This is a genomic window from Mediterraneibacter agrestimuris, assembly GCF_943193195.1.
Lineage (GTDB): Bacteria > Bacillota > Clostridia > Lachnospirales > Lachnospiraceae > Schaedlerella > Schaedlerella agrestimuris.
Genome location: NZ_CALPDG010000023.1, coordinates 1 through 16,061 on the forward strand (window position 1 = coordinate 1; position 16,061 = coordinate 16,061).

The following is a 16,061-nucleotide window of genomic DNA, read 5'->3' on the forward strand; positions in this document are numbered from 1 at the left end:
GAGACAAAAGAAAAAATAGATTTTATCGAAAAGTGGTGCTGGAGTTCTTCTCCAGCACCAACTTTGTCTACAGTCTGACAGAAATACAAATATTAAATTTGTATTTCTGTTTAGAGAATAGAATAGTAAAAGTCAGCAATCAAATAGTTAAGTTGACGGCAAAAGAATTTGATATCCTTGCGCTCCTGATCATGCATCCGAAACGTGTCTTTACCTATGAAATGATCATGGATTTGGTCTGGCATGAAGATTATACATTTTATTCCCGTAAGGCTGTTAACAACCATGTGAGTAATTTGCGGAAAAAATTAAAGATTGCCCCGGATATACCCGATTATATAAAAAGTGTCTATGGTGTCGGTTATAAATTCGAGGTGTGAAGAAGCGCGGCAATATCAGTCCGCGCTTCTTTTGCAAAATACAGCAGAGTTTCAGTGTACTTTGGAAGAATATGGACACTTCGGGAAAAAGAATAGAAGATTTCCACGTATGCTCTCCCCATACAGAAGGAGGTTGACAATAAAACGTCCATAGGTTCTCCTTCGTGGAGGGAGACCATAGTGGATGGAGAGAAAGCCGGAAGTTCGGCCCCGGAAACACCGGGTATATTCTTATAGCGGCCCTGTAATTCAGCTGAGGATTACAGGGCTTTTCCATTCGACAAAAAATGACATAAGTTTTTCGTTTTCTGCAAATTGCAGAAGTGGTCAGTATGAGTGTGCGTCTGTCTGTTGGCAGGCGCCTCTTTTTATATTCAGGGAAGAAGATCCTCTTCCCAGTTGGCGTATACGCTGCCGGTCCCCGCCTTCAATTTTGATTTTCGGTTCAATCAAAAAATCAAGATCGGAGGATTATCATGAGAGAAATCAATCTGCGGGAATTTTACCCGGAAATATATAAAGAAGACTATGTTGTTTCACTGCCGGACGAGATTGTGGAAGTCCTGATGGAATTCAGACGGGGAGATACTGCTTACCGGATCCGTACATACCGGTACAAAGCATATTTTTCTCTGGATTGCGGCGACAACATTGAAAGGGAGATGCGTCACCATGTTCCTTCTGTCCAGGAGATCATAGAGAAGAATATAGAAGAAGAAAAGCTCTATGCCGCGCTTGATCAGCTTACTGAAAAACAGAGGAAGAGAGTGTATGCACATTACATTCTTGGCATAAAGCAGTCAGACATTGCAAAAATGGAGGGGACTTCGGTAAGTACAGTCCATGAAAGTATCAAGAGAGGACTTCGGAGGCTGGAAAAAATTATGAAAAAAAGTTTGTAAAAAACCCGAAAACGAACCCCGTATTTGTACTGAATAATAGGAGGACAGCCTATATGGAAATGCCTGACAGTGGATGGATCGTTCAAAGGAAAATCTTCTGACCATAAGGGTGGTATTCCCGGCTTCCCCGGCGCACCTTGACAACTTCATATACGATACCACAGGTACGTTACCTGTGCTCTGAGCGAAGACAGAGCGTCGCGAAGAAAGACAGTCCACCGGGAGGTGATGGCAGCAGGACTGTCTGAGCGGGCAGCGTGATCTGTCGATCCGGCTGCGGCACGCCGGACGCGGTGACAGGCACAGGGGATAATGATACTTTCTCACGATCCCTCACAGACTGGAAGGGAAGTTCCTGCAGTGTGCGCAAGCTCCGGCAAAGCGGCGGCACAGGTGGGGCTATGATGCGGCGGGCCGGCCGCAGCCTGTGGTATCCCTGCTGTCAGGGGGCGTGGCAAAAGTGACAGAGTTTTTGGAGAAGAATATAAGACAGCTGTGCAGCAGGAAATGGATCACAATAACCAGACAACACTGTGCAGCTGTTTTTTTCTTATATATGGAAGGAGGAGTTAATGGCAGGAGACAATAAGAACGGTGAGATTTCCGGGTTCCAGTTAAGGATCAATGATTCTGCGGTGCTGGTAAGATTCAGCAGAAATGCAGACCAGGATGTCAGGACAAAGGTACGGGATATCCTGACAGAAGCATATGAGGAACGCTTTCAGCAGGGGATCTCCGCTTATGCACAGTCGCTATGAAACTTACAGAATTGCGCTTGCTTTGTTGGAACCGCGCATTGAAGCGGCGTGCTTTTCGCGGTATAATGAATGTGTCGGGAGAGATATATTCCACGGCAGGAACCTTGAAAACCGAAAAGAGATCAGGCAACGCAATTCCGTACAAATGAAGTGATGTACGGAGGAAGCGTTATGAAATTACAACGGGTTATTTGTCTTTACAGAGTATCTACAAAGAAACAGGTAGACAAGAATGAGAATGATATTCCAATGCAGAAAACAGCGTGCTGGGATTTTGCCAGCAGCAAGCCGGACTGGACGATCGTAAAAGAGTATTCGGAGAAAGGTATTTCCGGATATAAGGTGTCAGCTGATGACAGGGATGCAATCCAGGAATTAAAGGAGGCAGCCCTGAAGGACGAGTTTGATATCCTTCTGGTGTTCATGTTTGACCGGATCGGCAGGATCGATGACGAGACGCCTTTCGTGGTGGAGTGGTTCGCTAAGCACGGGATACAGGTCTGGAGCGTCATGGAAGGACAGCAGAGGTTTGACAGCCATGTGGACAAGCTGATGAATTACCTGCGGTTTTGGCAGGCGTCAGGAGAAAGCGAAAAGACTTCCATGAGGATCAAGAGCAAGATGCAGCAGATGATAGAAGATGGATTGTACACAGGTGGTCCTGTAAAGTACGGCTACCATCTCATAGACAGCGGACTGGTGAACCGAAAGGGAATTCCCATCAAAAAATATGCGGTCGATGCTGTGGAGAGCGAAGTCTTACATATGATAGATGATATGACGATCCATAAAGGGTATGGTTCTCACAGACTTTCAAGATATCTTAATGAGAATGGATATAAGACGCATACAGGCGGTAAATTTACGAGCACCATTGTCAACCGCATCTTAAAGGACCGTTTCTACTGCGGATATCTGGATGACGGAACATCCACAGAGGCATTGCAGGCGCTGCGGATCCGCAGTGATGAAACTTATGTACAGATCCTGGAGATCCTGGAACAGCGGAACAACGCGAATGAGGAGAAACGCCACATCGCCTTACAGACGAAAGGGCAAGCAATGCTCTCCGGGAATATTTTCTGCGCACACTGCGGCGGACGTCTGACGACGATCCGGTATCGGGATCATTATACAAGAGTGGACGGCTCTGAGTATTCCGTGGATCAGATTAAATATTCCTGTTACCACAAAAGCCGTAAGCTCTGCAAGTGTGACGGTCAGACTACATATCAGGCGGACCGGGTGGATGAAATCATATGCCAGATCATCCGTCAGATATTCAGCTGTATGAGCGGCGCGCCGGAAGAGGAAACGTTACAGGCTTTACTGAAACGGCAGATAGCAGGAAATAAGGCGAGACAGACACAGCTTGAACATGACCTTGGAAAGAGCCGGGAGCAGCTGACAAAACTGCAGCTCGAGATTGCAAAAACACTGACTGGCGAAAGCGTGTACTCACCGGAAGATCTGACGCAGGTTCTTCGGACAGTGAAAGAGAATATTGCAAATGGTGAGCGGGAGCTTGCAAAGCTTAAAGAGGAAGAGGCGCAGAAGAAACAGGGCATCGATCTGATCACACCTGCATATAATCAGTTTAAGTCATGGGCAGAGGAATTTGACACCGCAACACTGGAGCAGAAGAAGATGATCGCGTGCTACCTGTTCAAGCGGATCGAAGTAGGCAGGGATTACCAGATCTCCGTGGAGCTGAATATGACATATCAGCAGTTCTGCACAGAATGGAATAACGGAGATTTCTGGAAAAACACAGTTGCGGTCTGAAGGGTGGAACTCCAAAGATACTATTAGCCGACATAACCCGGTATGTAATCGTAATAATGTCCCCCACAGGATCATTCGAGGCGAAAAATGCCGGATACATTTTTCGGTATGTAACCGCCTCGCGTGGTAGAGCACTCGGCTGTTAACCGAGTTGTCGTTGGTTCGAGTCCAACAGGGGGAGTTTGAAAAGTCCTGTAAACATCAGCGTTTGCAGGACTTTTTCATACCTTAGATGGGAGAGAAGGATTCTGGAAAGCAATGTGCTGTTAACCGAGAAAGGTAATCCTTGATTGCTCAATGAAATAGTTACATTTGTTAGAAATGGCAGATTTACATTCTAGCCTATATAAAGCAGGAATGGTAACATAGAATATTTATAAAAGAAAAAATATATACGGGATGCACAAAAGCCAAGGTAGAGCCGTAGCTTTCCACTTAAAGAAATCTTGTACTAAATTTATACGGGGTTTCTTTTTTTCATTAATTAATTGAAGATAGGATGAGAATAGACTATAATATAAAAATAATCATATGAGTGAAAGCAGGAAAGAAAAATGTCAGAGCATCAAGGCGTTGAATGGAAGGAAATTTGGAAAGATGAATATTTGAAATGGATATGTGGATATGCCAATGCACAGGGCGGAATACTTATTGTTGATAGTTATCCGTTTCCGGTTAATTATAGAGGGAAATATTACTATCGCAGCGGTAGTACCATGCAGGAAATAAAGGGAATAGAATTATTAAAATTCCTTTACGAAAGGCAAGGGAAAACATGGGATAATGTGCCAATACCAGGAGAAACAGCAGATGCTCTAAGTAAGGAAGCGTTGCAGGAATTCAGAAAAAAATCTGTTTATAAAAAGCGGTTAAGTAAAATTGCAGCAGAGGTCAATGACAAATTATTGTTAGAGAATTTAAAATTATTTGAGGGAGAAAATTTGATACGGGCGGCAATTTTAATGTTTCATCCTGATCCGGAAAAATGGGTAACAGGCGCGTATATAAAAATTGGATATTTTGGAGATTCTGATTCTGATTTAAGGTATCAAGATGAAATTCATGGACCTTTAATTTTACAAGCGGATAAAGCGATGGAGTTAATTTATACCAAGTATATGAAGGCTTTAATTGATTACGAGGGTTTACAGAGAATAGAAACATATCTGTTTCCAATGGAGGGATTTCGTGAGATCTTGCTGAATGCCATTAATCATAAAGATTATAGTACAGGAATTCCCATTCAGATTAGCGTTTATGAAGATAAAATATATGTTTGGAATGATGGAAAATGGCCTGAAAATTTGCCTGTGGATGAAATATATAAGAAGCATTCTTCAATACCGTACAATCCTAAAATGGCAGATGTTTTCTATAAAGCTGGGGAGATTGAATCTTGGGGAAGAGGATTTGATAAGATTATGGAGGTATGTGAAAAGGAAAAGGCTCCTTATCCGGATATTGATGCTAACTCTAGGGGAGTTATGGTATTGTGTAAACCTTGTGAGCAATATAGTAAATTATTAAAAGAAAAATACGGAAAAGAAACGCTGTCTAATATGCCACTAGAAAAGTTGTCACAAGAAGAACAAGTTCGCATGGCTGCGATATTGAAATATCTGGAAGATAATTCTATAATCACCAACGCAATAGGTCGTGATTTATTAGGAAAATCAGTGGCAACGACGAAACGTTATATCAAAAGATTATGTGAAGTGGGAATTTTGGAGCAAAAGGGTGCTGGCAGGAGTTCATATTATGAACGAAAAAGAATCGATTAATGAGCCGATAATGAGCTGATTGATGAGCCGAATAATGAGCGAAAATAAACCGTAGCAATAGTAAATTTGTAGTGCATTTAGAAGAGGAGTGAGGAATGAAGTATGGATATAAAGCCAAGTACAATGACGATAACTCAATTATTATCATCACGATGCCAATTTTCAATTCCAAGATTCCAGAGGGAATACTCATGGGAAAGAAGAAATTATCAAGAATTTTTTGATGATATGCTTGACTGCTTAAATATAGATGCAAATGGCAAAATCTTTGATAGACCGTATTTTTTGGGGACTATGCTTTTTATCGGAAACTTAGAGATGGCTGGTCAGACTTTAGATGTTGTGGATGGTCAACAGAGGTTAACAATTATAACAATATTGTTTTCCGCTATTTCAGATCATTTTCGTGAAATAGGGAATGATAAGTTGAGCAAACGTATTTTTCAATATATTATGACGGAAGATGACAATGGTGACTTAGTTAGAATTTTACAAAGTAAGACACATTATCCTTTTTTCTCATACTATATTCAAGATATAAAAAAGGAGATAAAAGAGGAAGCAAATTCAGAAGAAGAAATTTGTATACAAGAAACTTTTGAATATTTATATCAAAGAACATCTGAAAATAGTTTAAGGAGTAGTCTATGTAAATTACATGGGAAAAGCTATGTAGATAATATTACTTATGAAGATATTTTAAAAGCACTTAGAGATCAAGTACTTAAAAGTCTTGTTGTTATAATTTCAACAGCAGAACGGAAAGACGCAAATTCTATTTTTGAGATATTAAATGCGAAGGGGAAGCGATTGGCGAGTGTTGACTTAATTAAGAATCAGATATTTTCAATAGCAATAACTACGGAGCCAGCAGATTTTGCAGATGTTACTTGGAATAAAATAAAAGATATTTTGTATAGCGGAAACGAGACCGTTGGAATGGCTACATTTTTTAGACATTATTGGGTTTCAAAATATTCGCAAAGTTCAGAAAAAAAGTTATATGAAAAATTTATGAATGAAATTAAACCTGCCAATGATGAGACATATAAAGAGTTTCTAAAAGGCGTAGAAAAGAACGCAAAATATTATATGCAAATTGTTAATTCTTCCAGAGGAGATTATCAAAATAAAAAGCAGTACTTTTGGTTAGTTCAAAGTCTCGATTATTTATCAGATAAATTTAATATTGTACAGATTAGGATTATATTAATGGCTGTTTTTGAGATTAAAGATCGCGGACTTATTTCAATGAATAAATTTAAAAACTTAGTTCAGTATTTAGAAGGATTTCACTTTATTTATAATGCTGTACTTTCAAGAAGAGCTAATGTGGTAGATTCTCCTTATGCAAGCTCTGCTAGAAAATTAAGAAAATGCCAGACAAAAGAGCAGGTGGATAAATGCATAGAAGAATTAAAGAATAAATTAGATAAACAATATCCATCATATAATGATTTTAAAAATAAATTTATCCACTTTAAGTATTCAAAGCAAGATACACCAGATAATATGAAAGTCAAATATATTATTAATAAGATGTATTGTTATTTTTCAAAGGGAAAGGAAGATATTTTTCCAGATAACGGTAGCATTGAACATATACTTCCTGAAAGTTCTGGAGAAAGGGCGTTGAATATTGGAAATTTAATTTTGTTGGAAATTAAATTGAATAATAATGCAAGTCAAGCTAATTATACTGATAAGAAACAAAAATATTATTCTGAATCTAATTATGATTGGGTTAAGTATTTTATTGATGAGCATATATCTTGGACAGAAGAGGATGTTCTTGTGAGGGCGGAAAACATGGCAGATATATATTATCACAAAATTCTTGAAAGGGAGTAGAGAGTGGTTAAAAGAAGAGAATAAATGTTAGAGGAAAAGAAAGACGGTATAGGACTTTGAATTTTACAGAAATAAAAAGTATTCGTTACAAATATTTCGGTGTGCGAGCGCACCCGTCGGTAGAGCACTCGGCTGTTAACCGAGTTGTCGTTGGTTCGAGTCCAACAGGGGGAGTTTGAAGATCTGTAAACATTTTGTTTGCAGGTCTTTTTTTAGGATAGCGCGATAAAGTTTTGTATCTACTTTTGGTGTCTGCTATATAAGCCGCTATATCGAATCATATTAAAATACTTTAGCGATATTGATTTCTTCATAGCAACAGGAATGACGAAAATTCAGGTAGATATTGTAAACAACATTGCAGGGAAGCACTACAGTACACAAATCAGCTTCAGACATAATGGAGGGTTGGTTTTACGGTGGTTTAGAGTATCAATTTAGACAGAAAGAATGCAGAATTGACGTTCACATATACATTAGAGTAATTGGTTGAGATAGATAAAGAGCCGGCTGGAGATATAAGGTCTTGACTATATGGTAAATCTAAAAGACAGGGGCGTTAAAATAGAGTTTCAAAAATATCCATTCAGAAATATCCAAAAAAGGATATGCAAATAAAAGAAAATATAGTATACTTGTAAAGTACAAATAAGGAAACCAGTGAAAATCTGGTACAGGCTTACCCCTACTGTAAGCAGGGACGAAGAACAACAACCATTGTCCGTCAGGATGAGAAGGTGTTCGGAGGCTGAACTGCAAGTCAGGATACTTTAACAATGGAACGATTCTATTTTGGGTGAGAAATAGGATAGGCATCAAAGATAAAGTGAAATGGGGAAGACTCTGTATTAACAGTGTCTTCTTTTTACATTTGTACGATACTGAACATATGAAAAGGAGAAAACAAAGCTATGAAAAACAAAAAAACATTCATTGCAGTCATTGTATTTGTAGTAGTAGTTGCAGCACTCGGAGGGGTGTATTATTTTACAAGACCAGGTACGGAAGAAGGTAAGAAACAAGTGAATATCACTGTTGTCAACAAGGCAGGAGAAGAAACTACTTATGAAGTAAGTACGGAAGCAGAATATCTGTTGGGTGTGATGGAAGACGCAGAGGAACAGGGACTTTCTTTTGAAGGCGATGACGGAGATTTTGGAATGATGATCAATACAGTAAACGGGGAAAAAGCCGTGTATGCAGACGATGGAGCATACTGGGGATTTTCTGTAAACGGCGAGTACTGTGAGTTTGGTGTGTCCGAGCAGCCGGCAGTGGATGGTGATGAATTTGAAATCAAATACACAATTGATAAATAAAAAGACAGAAAGTACATTTACAATCAGAGATATCGTAATCTGCGGAATGTTTTCAGCGCTTTTACTTGTCTTACAGGTGGCGCTTGCTATATTGCCGAATATTGAACTGGTATCATTGTTTGTGATTGTCTATACGCTTGTATTTAAAAGAAAAACACTTGTGATTATTTATACGTTTGCATTGTTGGAAGGATTGATTTACGGGTTTGGTATCTGGTGGTTTATGTACTTATATGTATGGACCATATTATACATAATCGTATGTGCTTTCCGAAAAAATGACAGCTCAGTTTTTTGGGCGGTAACAGGAGGCTTCTTTGGATTGATTTATGGGGCACTCTGCTCTATACCTTATCTCATAGCAGGCGGGATTGGTGCAGGGATCACATGGTGGATTCGTGGAATACCTTATGATATTTTGCATGGGGTGGGAAATTTTATTATTATTTTAATTCTGTTCAGACCAATATATTCAGTACTTTATAAAATGTACTATGGAATGGAAAAACAAATGGAAAAGCACCATATACACCTGTAAAAAACGTTTTGTTGTAAATAAGTTTACCAATCCGTTTTTGTAGATTTGTGTATGGCTGAATAGTTACAAAAATAATTGAAAAATTGATAATTGAAAAATTATGAAAAATGCTTGCCAAATGGAGAAATGTATGATATGATTTAAATCGCTGTTAAGATAATAGCAATTTGAATCATATTTATACGGCTCCATGGTCAAGCGGTTAAGACATCGCCCTTTCACGGCGGTAACACGGGTTCGATTCCCGTTGGAGTCATTAGAGTTTACTGATGTGGATCAATTCGTTAAGATTGACCACGTCAATCGCAGGCAGAGTGGTGATTACAAATCAGAGGCTCTGCAAGGTAGTTTAAATATGCCGATGTGGCTCAATTGGCAGAGCAGCTGATTTGTAATCAGCAGGTTATCGGTTCGAGTCCGATCATCGGCTTTGTTCCTAAAAGGGACAGAGATTATATGGACCTTTAGCTCAGTTGGTTAGAGCAATCGGCTCATAACCGATCGGTCCTGGGTTCGAGTCCCCGAAGGTCCATTTTTCTAAGATATTTCCAAGCGCTTATATTTACGAATTGGAAGCGCATATAAATTTATTTGGCCCAGTGGCTCAGTTGGTTAGAGCGCCGCCCTGTCACGGCGGAGGTCGAGAGTTCGAGTCTCTTCTGGGTCGTTGCATTTTCACTTTATGAGAGTGCATTTTATTATGGGGTCTTAGCTCAGCTGGGAGAGCATCTGCCTTACAAGCAGAGGGTCACAGGTTCGAGCCCTGTAGGCCCCATAACAATTTCATATGCCGCAGTGGCGGAATAGGCAGACGCAAAGGACTTAAAATCCTTCGGGAGCAATCCCGTACCGGTTCAAGTCCGGTCTGCGGCAGTAAGTCAAAGTGCTTCAAATCCTTGAAATAAAGGGCTTGAGGCATTTTTTGCTATTAAAATGGCAGCATTACGAAAAAGGCACAGGGTAAGACTCATGTCAATCCCTATGGGACACCTGGCATGAGTCTGAATGGCGCAGGTGATTATGGAAAATCTGTGTGAAAAAAGTGCCAATAATTACTTGATAGTAACTGCCTTTTCTTTCTTGCTTACATTAAATGTAAAATTGTGAGTATTACTTGAAAGTTTGTAAATGATATACTATAGTTTGAATGGAATTATGTTAACAGTTCAGCGTAGGACTTTGCACTTGCTTGAGTTATTATAAAATGAAGGAGGCATAAAATGGAACAGGAATATTGTTATATAGCCATAGATTTAAAATCTTTCTATGCCTCTGTAGAGTGCCGGGAACGGGGATTAGATCCGATGACAACGAACCTTGTTGTTGCAGATAGAAGCCGGACGGAGAAGACCATATGCCTTGCAATTTCTCCAGCTTTGAAGCAATATCAGATTCCAGGAAGACCAAGGCTGTTTGAGGTTGTGCAAAAAGTACGAATGGCAAATGCGTCCCGTATAAAGTCCGCACCAGGAAGGGAGTTTCTTGGGAAGTCCTGTGACTCTGTTGAATTACAGGAGCATCCGGAGTATGCAGTTGATTTTATCACAGCGCCTCCGCGGATGGCAAAATATATGGAAATCAGTACGCAGATATATCATATTTACCTGAAATATATTGCACCGGAGGATATACATGTCTATTCGATAGATGAGGTTCTGATTGATGCCGGCGCATATTTAAAAACTTATCGGATGACAGCAGAAGAGCTGGCAAAAAAGATGATTCAGGATGTCTATGAGACAACCGGAATCACTGCAACAGCGGGAATTGGAACGAATCTGTATCTGTGTAAGATTGCGATGGACATTGTAGCGAAGCATATGGAGGCAGATGTGAATGGCGCCCGCCTTGCCAGATTAAATGAAATGACATATCGTAAGCTGTTGTGGAATCACAGACCATTGACTGATTTTTGGAGAGTCGGAAAGGGCTATGCAAAGAAGCTGGAAGCGGCTGGACTTTACACAATGGGGGATATTGCAAGGTGCTCCATTGGAAAAGAAGGAGAGTATTACAGCGAAGATCTGCTCTATCAATTATTCGGAATCAATGCAGAGCTTCTTATCGACCATGCCTGGGGATGGGAACCTTGCAGAATGGCTGATATTAAGGCATATAAGCCAAGTACAAACAGCGTTGGCGCAGGGCAGGTGCTGCAGTATCCATATTCTTTTGAAAAAGCCAGAATCGTAGTGCGTGAGATGATGGACAGTCTTTCTCTTGACCTGGTGGATAAAGGGCTTGTGACAGACCAGATTGTGCTGACTGTGGGATATGATATTGAGAATCTGACAGATCCGAACCGGCGGGCTCTGTATCAGGGAGAAATTACAGTGGACCGGTACGGAAGGGGCATTCCAAAACATGCCCGCGGAACGGAAAATCTGGTGACACAGACTTCCTCATCTAGGCTGCTGTTAGAGGCGGTTTCTTGTCTTTATGACAGGATTGTGAATAGGAAACTATTGATACGGAGAATTTCTATATTTGCTAACAGGGTAGTAAGTGAATCAGAAGTTGTCAGGACACCGGAATATGAGCAGATGGATTTATTTACGGACTATGAAGAGGCATCCAGACAGAAGGCTGAAAAAGAGGCGGCTTTAGAACGGGAAAAAAATATCCAGAAGGCATTGCTCAGTATCAAGAAAAAGCATGGGAAAAATGCGATTTTAAAAGGGATGAGTTATCAGGAAGGGGCAACAGCCATGGACCGGAATAAACAGATTGGAGGACACAAGGCATAGAATATGAAGATTCAAGTGACACATCAGTATGACGATATTATTAATCTGCCCTATCATCAATCCAAAACAAGACCCCATATGTCACTATCAGACCGTGCTGCTCAATTTTCACCGTTTGCCGCATTGACCGGATATGATGATGAAGTGAAAGAGGCGGCCAGAGTGACAGATAAGAAGATTGATTTATCAGAAGAAATGAGACGGGAGCTGGATGAGAAGCTGCAGATTCTGCGGGAACATATGGGAGAATATCCACAGGTGTCTTTTACGTATTTTCTTCAGGATACGAAGAAAACCGGAGGGAGTTATGTTACGGTTACGGGAAACGTGAAACGGATCGATGAGTACGGACAGCGGATTGTACTGTTAGATGGTTCACAGATACCAATCAAAGATATTCTAAAGATGACAGGAGAGGTTACTGTTCACAGTCGAAATGCGCATAAACTGCGCATTTACGGCCCAATACAGTGAAGTTTACAAGCATTTGTGCCTCGCCGCAGGCGATTTTATCCTCTGATATGATTGAATTTTCAAGTAATTCAAGGTATAATCAGTTTAGTTGATTTTATAAAAAAGTTAAGGAGAGGGTCAAAAATGATTGAATGGAAGAATTTTGATAGTCTTGCTTCTTATGGAGAACTTGCAGAAGTTGAGCATGTAAATCTTGCAGAGGAGATGTCCGGCGAGGACGGAGCAGCACGTGTCAAAGCGTACAGTGTTCCGATGGCAGCAGGTCTTGTATACAACTATGCTGCAAAACAGGTAGATGAGAAAGTACTCTCAGTGCTTGGGAAACTGGCGGACGAAGCACAACTGCTTGAGAAGTATAAAGCATTGTATAACGGTGAAATGATCAATACAGGTGAAAAGCGCCTTGTACTTCATCAGCTGACACGCGGACAGCTCGGAGATACTGTTATGGCAGACGGTGTGGACAAGCGTGCATTTTATGTAGAACAGCAGGAGAAGATTGCTGCTTTTTCTAAGAAGGTACATACGGGTGAAATTACCAATGCAGCAGGAGAGAAGTTCACAACCGTTGTCCAGATCGGCATCGGCGGAAGCGACCTTGGTCCTCGCGCAATGTATCTGGCTCTTGAGAATTGGGCAAAGAAAAACGATACATTCAAAATGGAAGCCAAGTTCATCAGCAATGTAGATCCAGATGATGCGGCAGCAGTACTTGCGTCTATTGATGTTGCACATTCTATTTTCGTATTGGTATCTAAGTCAGGTACCACACTGGAGACACTCACAAACGAGTCTTTCGTAAAAGATGCTTTAAAGAACGCGGGGCTGGATGCATCTAAGCATATGATCGCAGTAACGAGCGAGACATCTCCTCTGGCTAAGAGTGATGATTACTTAGCGGCATTCTTTATGGATGACTATATCGGAGGACGTTTCTCCTCCACTTCCGCAGTCGGCGGAGCAGTTCTGTCACTGGCATTCGGACCTGAAGTATTTGCACAGTTCCTGGAAGGAGCGGCAGAGGAAGATAAGCTGGCAGCGAATGAAGACCTGCTCCAGAATCCCTCCATGCTGGATGCGCTGATCGGCGTGTATGAGAGAAATGTACTTGGTTATCCGGCAACTGCCGTACTGCCGTATTCGCAGGCATTAAGCCGTTTTCCGGCACATTTGCAGCAGGCAGATATGGAGTCCAACGGAAAGTCTGTCAACCGCTTTGGCGAACCAGTGAATTATGTGACAGGTCCTGTTCTTTTTGGTGAGCCGGGAACAAACGGACAGCACTCCTTCTATCAGCTTTTACATCAGGGAACAGACATCGTGCCGATTCAGTTCGTTGGATTTAAGAACAGCCAGATCGGTACAGATGTTGTCATTGAGGATAGTACAAGTCAGCAGAAGCTCTGTGCAAATGTCGTGGCTCAGATTGTTGCATTTGCATGTGGTAAGGATGATGAGAATCTGAATAAGAAGTTTGAAGGCGGACGTCCGTCCAGCATCATTATCGGTGAGCAGCTAAATCCGAAAGCACTGGGTGCACTTCTGGCACACTTTGAGAATAAGATTATGTTCCAGGGATTTGTATGGAATGTAAACAGCTTTGACCAGGAAGGCGTACAGCTTGGCAAGGTACTTGCAAAACGTGTACTGGCACATGAAACAGACGGAGCGCTGAAAGTATACAGCGATTTGCTGAATATCTAACGATATAAGGCAGCAGTTCAGCATAGAACTTTGCATTTACTGCAAAGTCTGTAAGAATGTGTGATGAATATAAGTATATACAAGCCCTCTGCTCACTGCGTGAGACCGTAGTGGGCAGAGGTTTTTTTATTGCTGGGCATACCCAAAACAGTCCTGCGGACTGTTTTGGGTATGGTTCATATTACTATAGGCGGGAGGAGTGCAATGGGTGTAATCAGTATACAAAATCTGACACGGGACTATGGCTTGGGAAAAGGAATTTTCGATGTATCTTTTGAAGTGGAAAGAGGAGAAATTTTCGGATTCTTGGGACCGAACGGAGCAGGAAAAACAACAACCATCCGTCATCTGATGGGATTTATCAGACCAAGATCTGGAGAATGCCGGATAAACGAGATGGATTGCTGGAAAAAACATGATGAGATTCAGAAGCAGCTGGGCTATATACCGGGGGAGATCAGTTTTTTTGAGGATATGAGCGGCAGAGAATTTTTAAAATTCGCGGCAGACTACCGGAAACTGGACAGAGATAATAGGATGCAGGAAATGCTGGATCGGTTTGAGCTTGATCCGAAAGGGAAAATTAAGAAGATGAGTAAGGGTATGAAACAGAAGTTGGGAATTGCCGCCGCGTTTATGCATGATCCTGATATTCTGATTTTGGACGAGCCTACCAGTGGACTGGATCCATTGATGCAGAATCGCTTTATTGAGCTGATCGCCGAAGAAAAGAAACGGGGCAAGACGGTTCTGCTATCCAGTCATATGTTTGAGGAAGTGGAGCGTACCTGTGACCGGATCGGAATTATCCGTAACGGTAAACTTGTGAACGTTGACTTTGTAGAGAAACTTAGGGAGAGACATATGCATACTTATACGGTAATGCTGGACACAGAGGAGAAAGCAAAGGCATTTGCAAAAGACTTTGAAGGTTCCCGTGACGGGGTAAAGGTTACAGTTTCTGCGAAGCAGAGTCTGGAAACTATTTTTATGGATTACTATGGAGGCGGACAAAATGATTAATCTGGCTTTATATAAACGAGAAATGAAAGGCAGTGTAAAAGTATTGCTGATTTTTGCTGCTATTGTCACCCTCTATGTAACTATTATTATTAGTATGTACGACCCGGAAATGGTGGAGACACTGGACAGCTTTTATGATATCATGCCGGAAGTGATGGCTGCGGTCGGGATGAGCGCCGGTTCTACAAGCTTGATAGGATTTATGATTTCTTACCTTTATGGATTTATTTTGCTTGTATTTCCGATGCTGTTCTGTATTCTTCGGGGAAATGGACTGGTAGCGAAATATGTAGACAGAGGTTCCATGGTGACGCTTCTGGCAGCTCCGGTAAAACGTAGAACGATTGCAATGACACAACTCTCCGTGATGTTGAGCGGCATTGTGCTTCTTGTACTCTACATCACGGGATTGGAAGTGGTTGCCGCCCGAGTCAGCTTTCCCGGCGAACTGGCCGTGCCGGAGTTACTGAAACTGAATACAGCGCTTCTTTGTCTGCATTTGTTTATCGGAAGTATTTGTTTCTTTGCGTCCTGTGCTTTTTCGGATACGAAATATAGCATTGCTGTCGGCGCAGGAATTCCGGCATTGACGTATGTGCTTCAGATGTTGGCAAATACAGGCGAAAAAGCAGAAAAGGTGAAATACTTTACGTTCTTTACACTTTTTGACGCGGCAGGTGTTGTGGAAGGAGAAAGAGCGGCAATCTTTGGAGCAGCGGTATTGTTTATGGGGGCAGTTTTGCTGTTTGGCTCTGCGATTGGCGTTTTTTGTAAAAAAGATATGCATATATAGAATGAG

Annotated in this window: 13 protein-coding genes, 8 tRNA genes and 1 riboswitch; all 21 genes read left to right on the forward strand. The window is 41.3% G+C overall.

All coding sequences use genetic code 11. From position 1 onward, the window contains the following. Positions 1–35: 35 nt before the first annotated feature. The 21 genes from NFS18_RS11530 (at position 36) to NFS18_RS11630 (ending at position 16,055) form a co-directional block, all read left to right on the forward strand. A complete protein-coding gene (locus tag NFS18_RS11530; RefSeq protein ID WP_331477673.1) occupies positions 36–380 on the forward strand; it encodes a helix-turn-helix domain-containing protein in 345 nt (114 codons plus the stop codon). Positions 381–856: 476 nt separating this feature from the next. Next, positions 857–1,282, forward strand: coding sequence for an RNA polymerase sigma factor (locus NFS18_RS11535; protein ID WP_251390259.1), 426 nt, complete (start codon positions 857–859; stop codon positions 1,280–1,282). A 572-nt stretch (positions 1,283–1,854) separates the two neighbouring features. After that, the gene (locus NFS18_RS11540; protein WP_251390261.1) at positions 1,855–2,040 is read left to right on the forward strand and encodes a hypothetical protein; all 186 of its coding nucleotides are present in this window, start codon (positions 1,855–1,857) and stop codon (positions 2,038–2,040) included. Positions 2,041–2,211: 171 nt separating this feature from the next. After that, positions 2,212–3,825, forward strand: a complete 1,614-nt coding sequence (locus NFS18_RS11545; protein ID WP_251390263.1) for a recombinase family protein — start codon at positions 2,212–2,214, stop codon at positions 3,823–3,825. Positions 3,826–3,939: 114 nt separating this feature from the next. Then, positions 3,940–4,005 (forward strand) — tRNA-Asn (locus NFS18_RS11550). A 374-nt stretch (positions 4,006–4,379) separates the two neighbouring features. Further along, positions 4,380–5,606 (forward strand): ATP-binding protein, encoded by a 1,227-nt coding sequence (locus tag NFS18_RS11555; RefSeq protein WP_251390265.1) that lies wholly within the window; start codon positions 4,380–4,382, stop codon positions 5,604–5,606. A gap of 102 nt (positions 5,607–5,708) precedes the next feature. Further along, positions 5,709–7,457: a DUF262 domain-containing protein gene (locus NFS18_RS11560; RefSeq protein WP_251390267.1), complete on the forward strand. Its 1,749-nt coding sequence runs from the start codon at positions 5,709–5,711 to the stop codon at positions 7,455–7,457. A 106-nt stretch (positions 7,458–7,563) separates the two neighbouring features. Further along, positions 7,564–7,628, forward strand: a tRNA-Asn gene (locus NFS18_RS11565). A 448-nt stretch (positions 7,629–8,076) separates the two neighbouring features. Further along, a riboswitch (cobalamin riboswitch) is annotated at positions 8,077–8,249 on the forward strand. Between the two features lie 119 nt (positions 8,250–8,368). Then, positions 8,369–8,776 carry a DUF4430 domain-containing protein gene (locus NFS18_RS11570; RefSeq protein WP_251390269.1) on the forward strand — a complete coding sequence of 136 codons (408 nt, stop codon included), beginning with the start codon at positions 8,369–8,371 and terminating at the stop codon, positions 8,774–8,776. Then, entirely contained in the window at positions 8,742–9,314 is a 573-nt protein-coding gene (locus NFS18_RS11575) for a hypothetical protein (protein ID WP_331477667.1), read from the forward strand. The genes NFS18_RS11570 and NFS18_RS11575 overlap by 35 nt, the downstream gene beginning before the upstream one ends. A 184-nt stretch (positions 9,315–9,498) precedes the next feature. Further along, positions 9,499–9,570 (forward strand) — tRNA-Glu (locus tag NFS18_RS11580). Between the two features lie 101 nt (positions 9,571–9,671). Further along, positions 9,672–9,744, forward strand: a tRNA-Thr gene (locus tag NFS18_RS11585). 28 nt (positions 9,745–9,772) lie between these two features. Then, positions 9,773–9,846, forward strand: a tRNA-Ile gene (locus tag NFS18_RS11590). A 61-nt stretch (positions 9,847–9,907) separates the two neighbouring features. Continuing rightward, positions 9,908–9,981 (forward strand) — tRNA-Asp (locus tag NFS18_RS11595). 35 nt (positions 9,982–10,016) lie between these two features. Continuing rightward, a tRNA-Val gene (locus tag NFS18_RS11600) sits at positions 10,017–10,089 on the forward strand. A 14-nt stretch (positions 10,090–10,103) separates the two neighbouring features. After that, positions 10,104–10,187, forward strand: a tRNA-Leu gene (locus NFS18_RS11605). A 347-nt stretch (positions 10,188–10,534) separates the two neighbouring features. Continuing rightward, a complete protein-coding gene (locus NFS18_RS11610) occupies positions 10,535–12,061 on the forward strand; it encodes a Y-family DNA polymerase (protein ID WP_251390272.1) in 1,527 nt (508 codons plus the stop codon). Between the two features lie 3 nt (positions 12,062–12,064). Beyond that, positions 12,065–12,535 carry a YolD-like family protein gene (locus tag NFS18_RS11615; protein ID WP_251390274.1) on the forward strand — a complete coding sequence of 157 codons (471 nt, stop codon included), beginning with the start codon at positions 12,065–12,067 and terminating at the stop codon, positions 12,533–12,535. 123 nt (positions 12,536–12,658) lie between these two features. Beyond that, on the forward strand, positions 12,659–14,239 hold the full coding sequence (locus NFS18_RS11620) for a glucose-6-phosphate isomerase (protein WP_251390276.1): 1,581 nt from the start codon (positions 12,659–12,661) through the stop codon (positions 14,237–14,239). 204 nt (positions 14,240–14,443) lie between these two features. After that, positions 14,444–15,262: an ABC transporter ATP-binding protein gene (locus tag NFS18_RS11625; protein ID WP_251390278.1), complete on the forward strand. Its 819-nt coding sequence runs from the start codon at positions 14,444–14,446 to the stop codon at positions 15,260–15,262. After that, positions 15,255–16,055: an ABC transporter permease gene (locus NFS18_RS11630; RefSeq protein WP_251390280.1), complete on the forward strand. Its 801-nt coding sequence runs from the start codon at positions 15,255–15,257 to the stop codon at positions 16,053–16,055. The genes NFS18_RS11625 and NFS18_RS11630 overlap by 8 nt, the downstream gene beginning before the upstream one ends. Positions 16,056–16,061 lie beyond the last annotated feature (6 nt).

Excerpts from the sequence above, each read along its gene's own strand:
- NFS18_RS11535 (WP_251390259.1), top strand. The coding sequence starts at position 857 with ATGAGAGAAATCAATCTGCGGGAATTTTACCCGGAAATATATAAAGAA.
- NFS18_RS11540 (WP_251390261.1), top strand. The coding sequence starts at position 1,855 with ATGGCAGGAGACAATAAGAACGGTGAGATTTCCGGGTTCCAGTTAAGG.
- NFS18_RS11545 (WP_251390263.1), top strand. The coding sequence starts at position 2,212 with ATGAAATTACAACGGGTTATTTGTCTTTACAGAGTATCTACAAAGAAA.
- NFS18_RS11555 (WP_251390265.1), top strand. The coding sequence starts at position 4,380 with ATGTCAGAGCATCAAGGCGTTGAATGGAAGGAAATTTGGAAAGATGAA.
- NFS18_RS11560 (WP_251390267.1), top strand. The coding sequence starts at position 5,709 with ATGGATATAAAGCCAAGTACAATGACGATAACTCAATTATTATCATCA.
- NFS18_RS11570 (WP_251390269.1), top strand. The coding sequence starts at position 8,369 with ATGAAAAACAAAAAAACATTCATTGCAGTCATTGTATTTGTAGTAGTA.
- NFS18_RS11575 (WP_331477667.1), top strand. The coding sequence starts at position 8,742 with ATGAATTTGAAATCAAATACACAATTGATAAATAAAAAGACAGAAAGT.
- NFS18_RS11610 (WP_251390272.1), top strand. The coding sequence starts at position 10,535 with ATGGAACAGGAATATTGTTATATAGCCATAGATTTAAAATCTTTCTAT.
- NFS18_RS11615 (WP_251390274.1), top strand. The coding sequence starts at position 12,065 with ATGAAGATTCAAGTGACACATCAGTATGACGATATTATTAATCTGCCC.
- NFS18_RS11620 (WP_251390276.1), top strand. The coding sequence starts at position 12,659 with ATGATTGAATGGAAGAATTTTGATAGTCTTGCTTCTTATGGAGAACTT.
- NFS18_RS11625 (WP_251390278.1), top strand. The coding sequence starts at position 14,444 with ATGGGTGTAATCAGTATACAAAATCTGACACGGGACTATGGCTTGGGA.
- NFS18_RS11630 (WP_251390280.1), top strand. The coding sequence starts at position 15,255 with ATGATTAATCTGGCTTTATATAAACGAGAAATGAAAGGCAGTGTAAAA.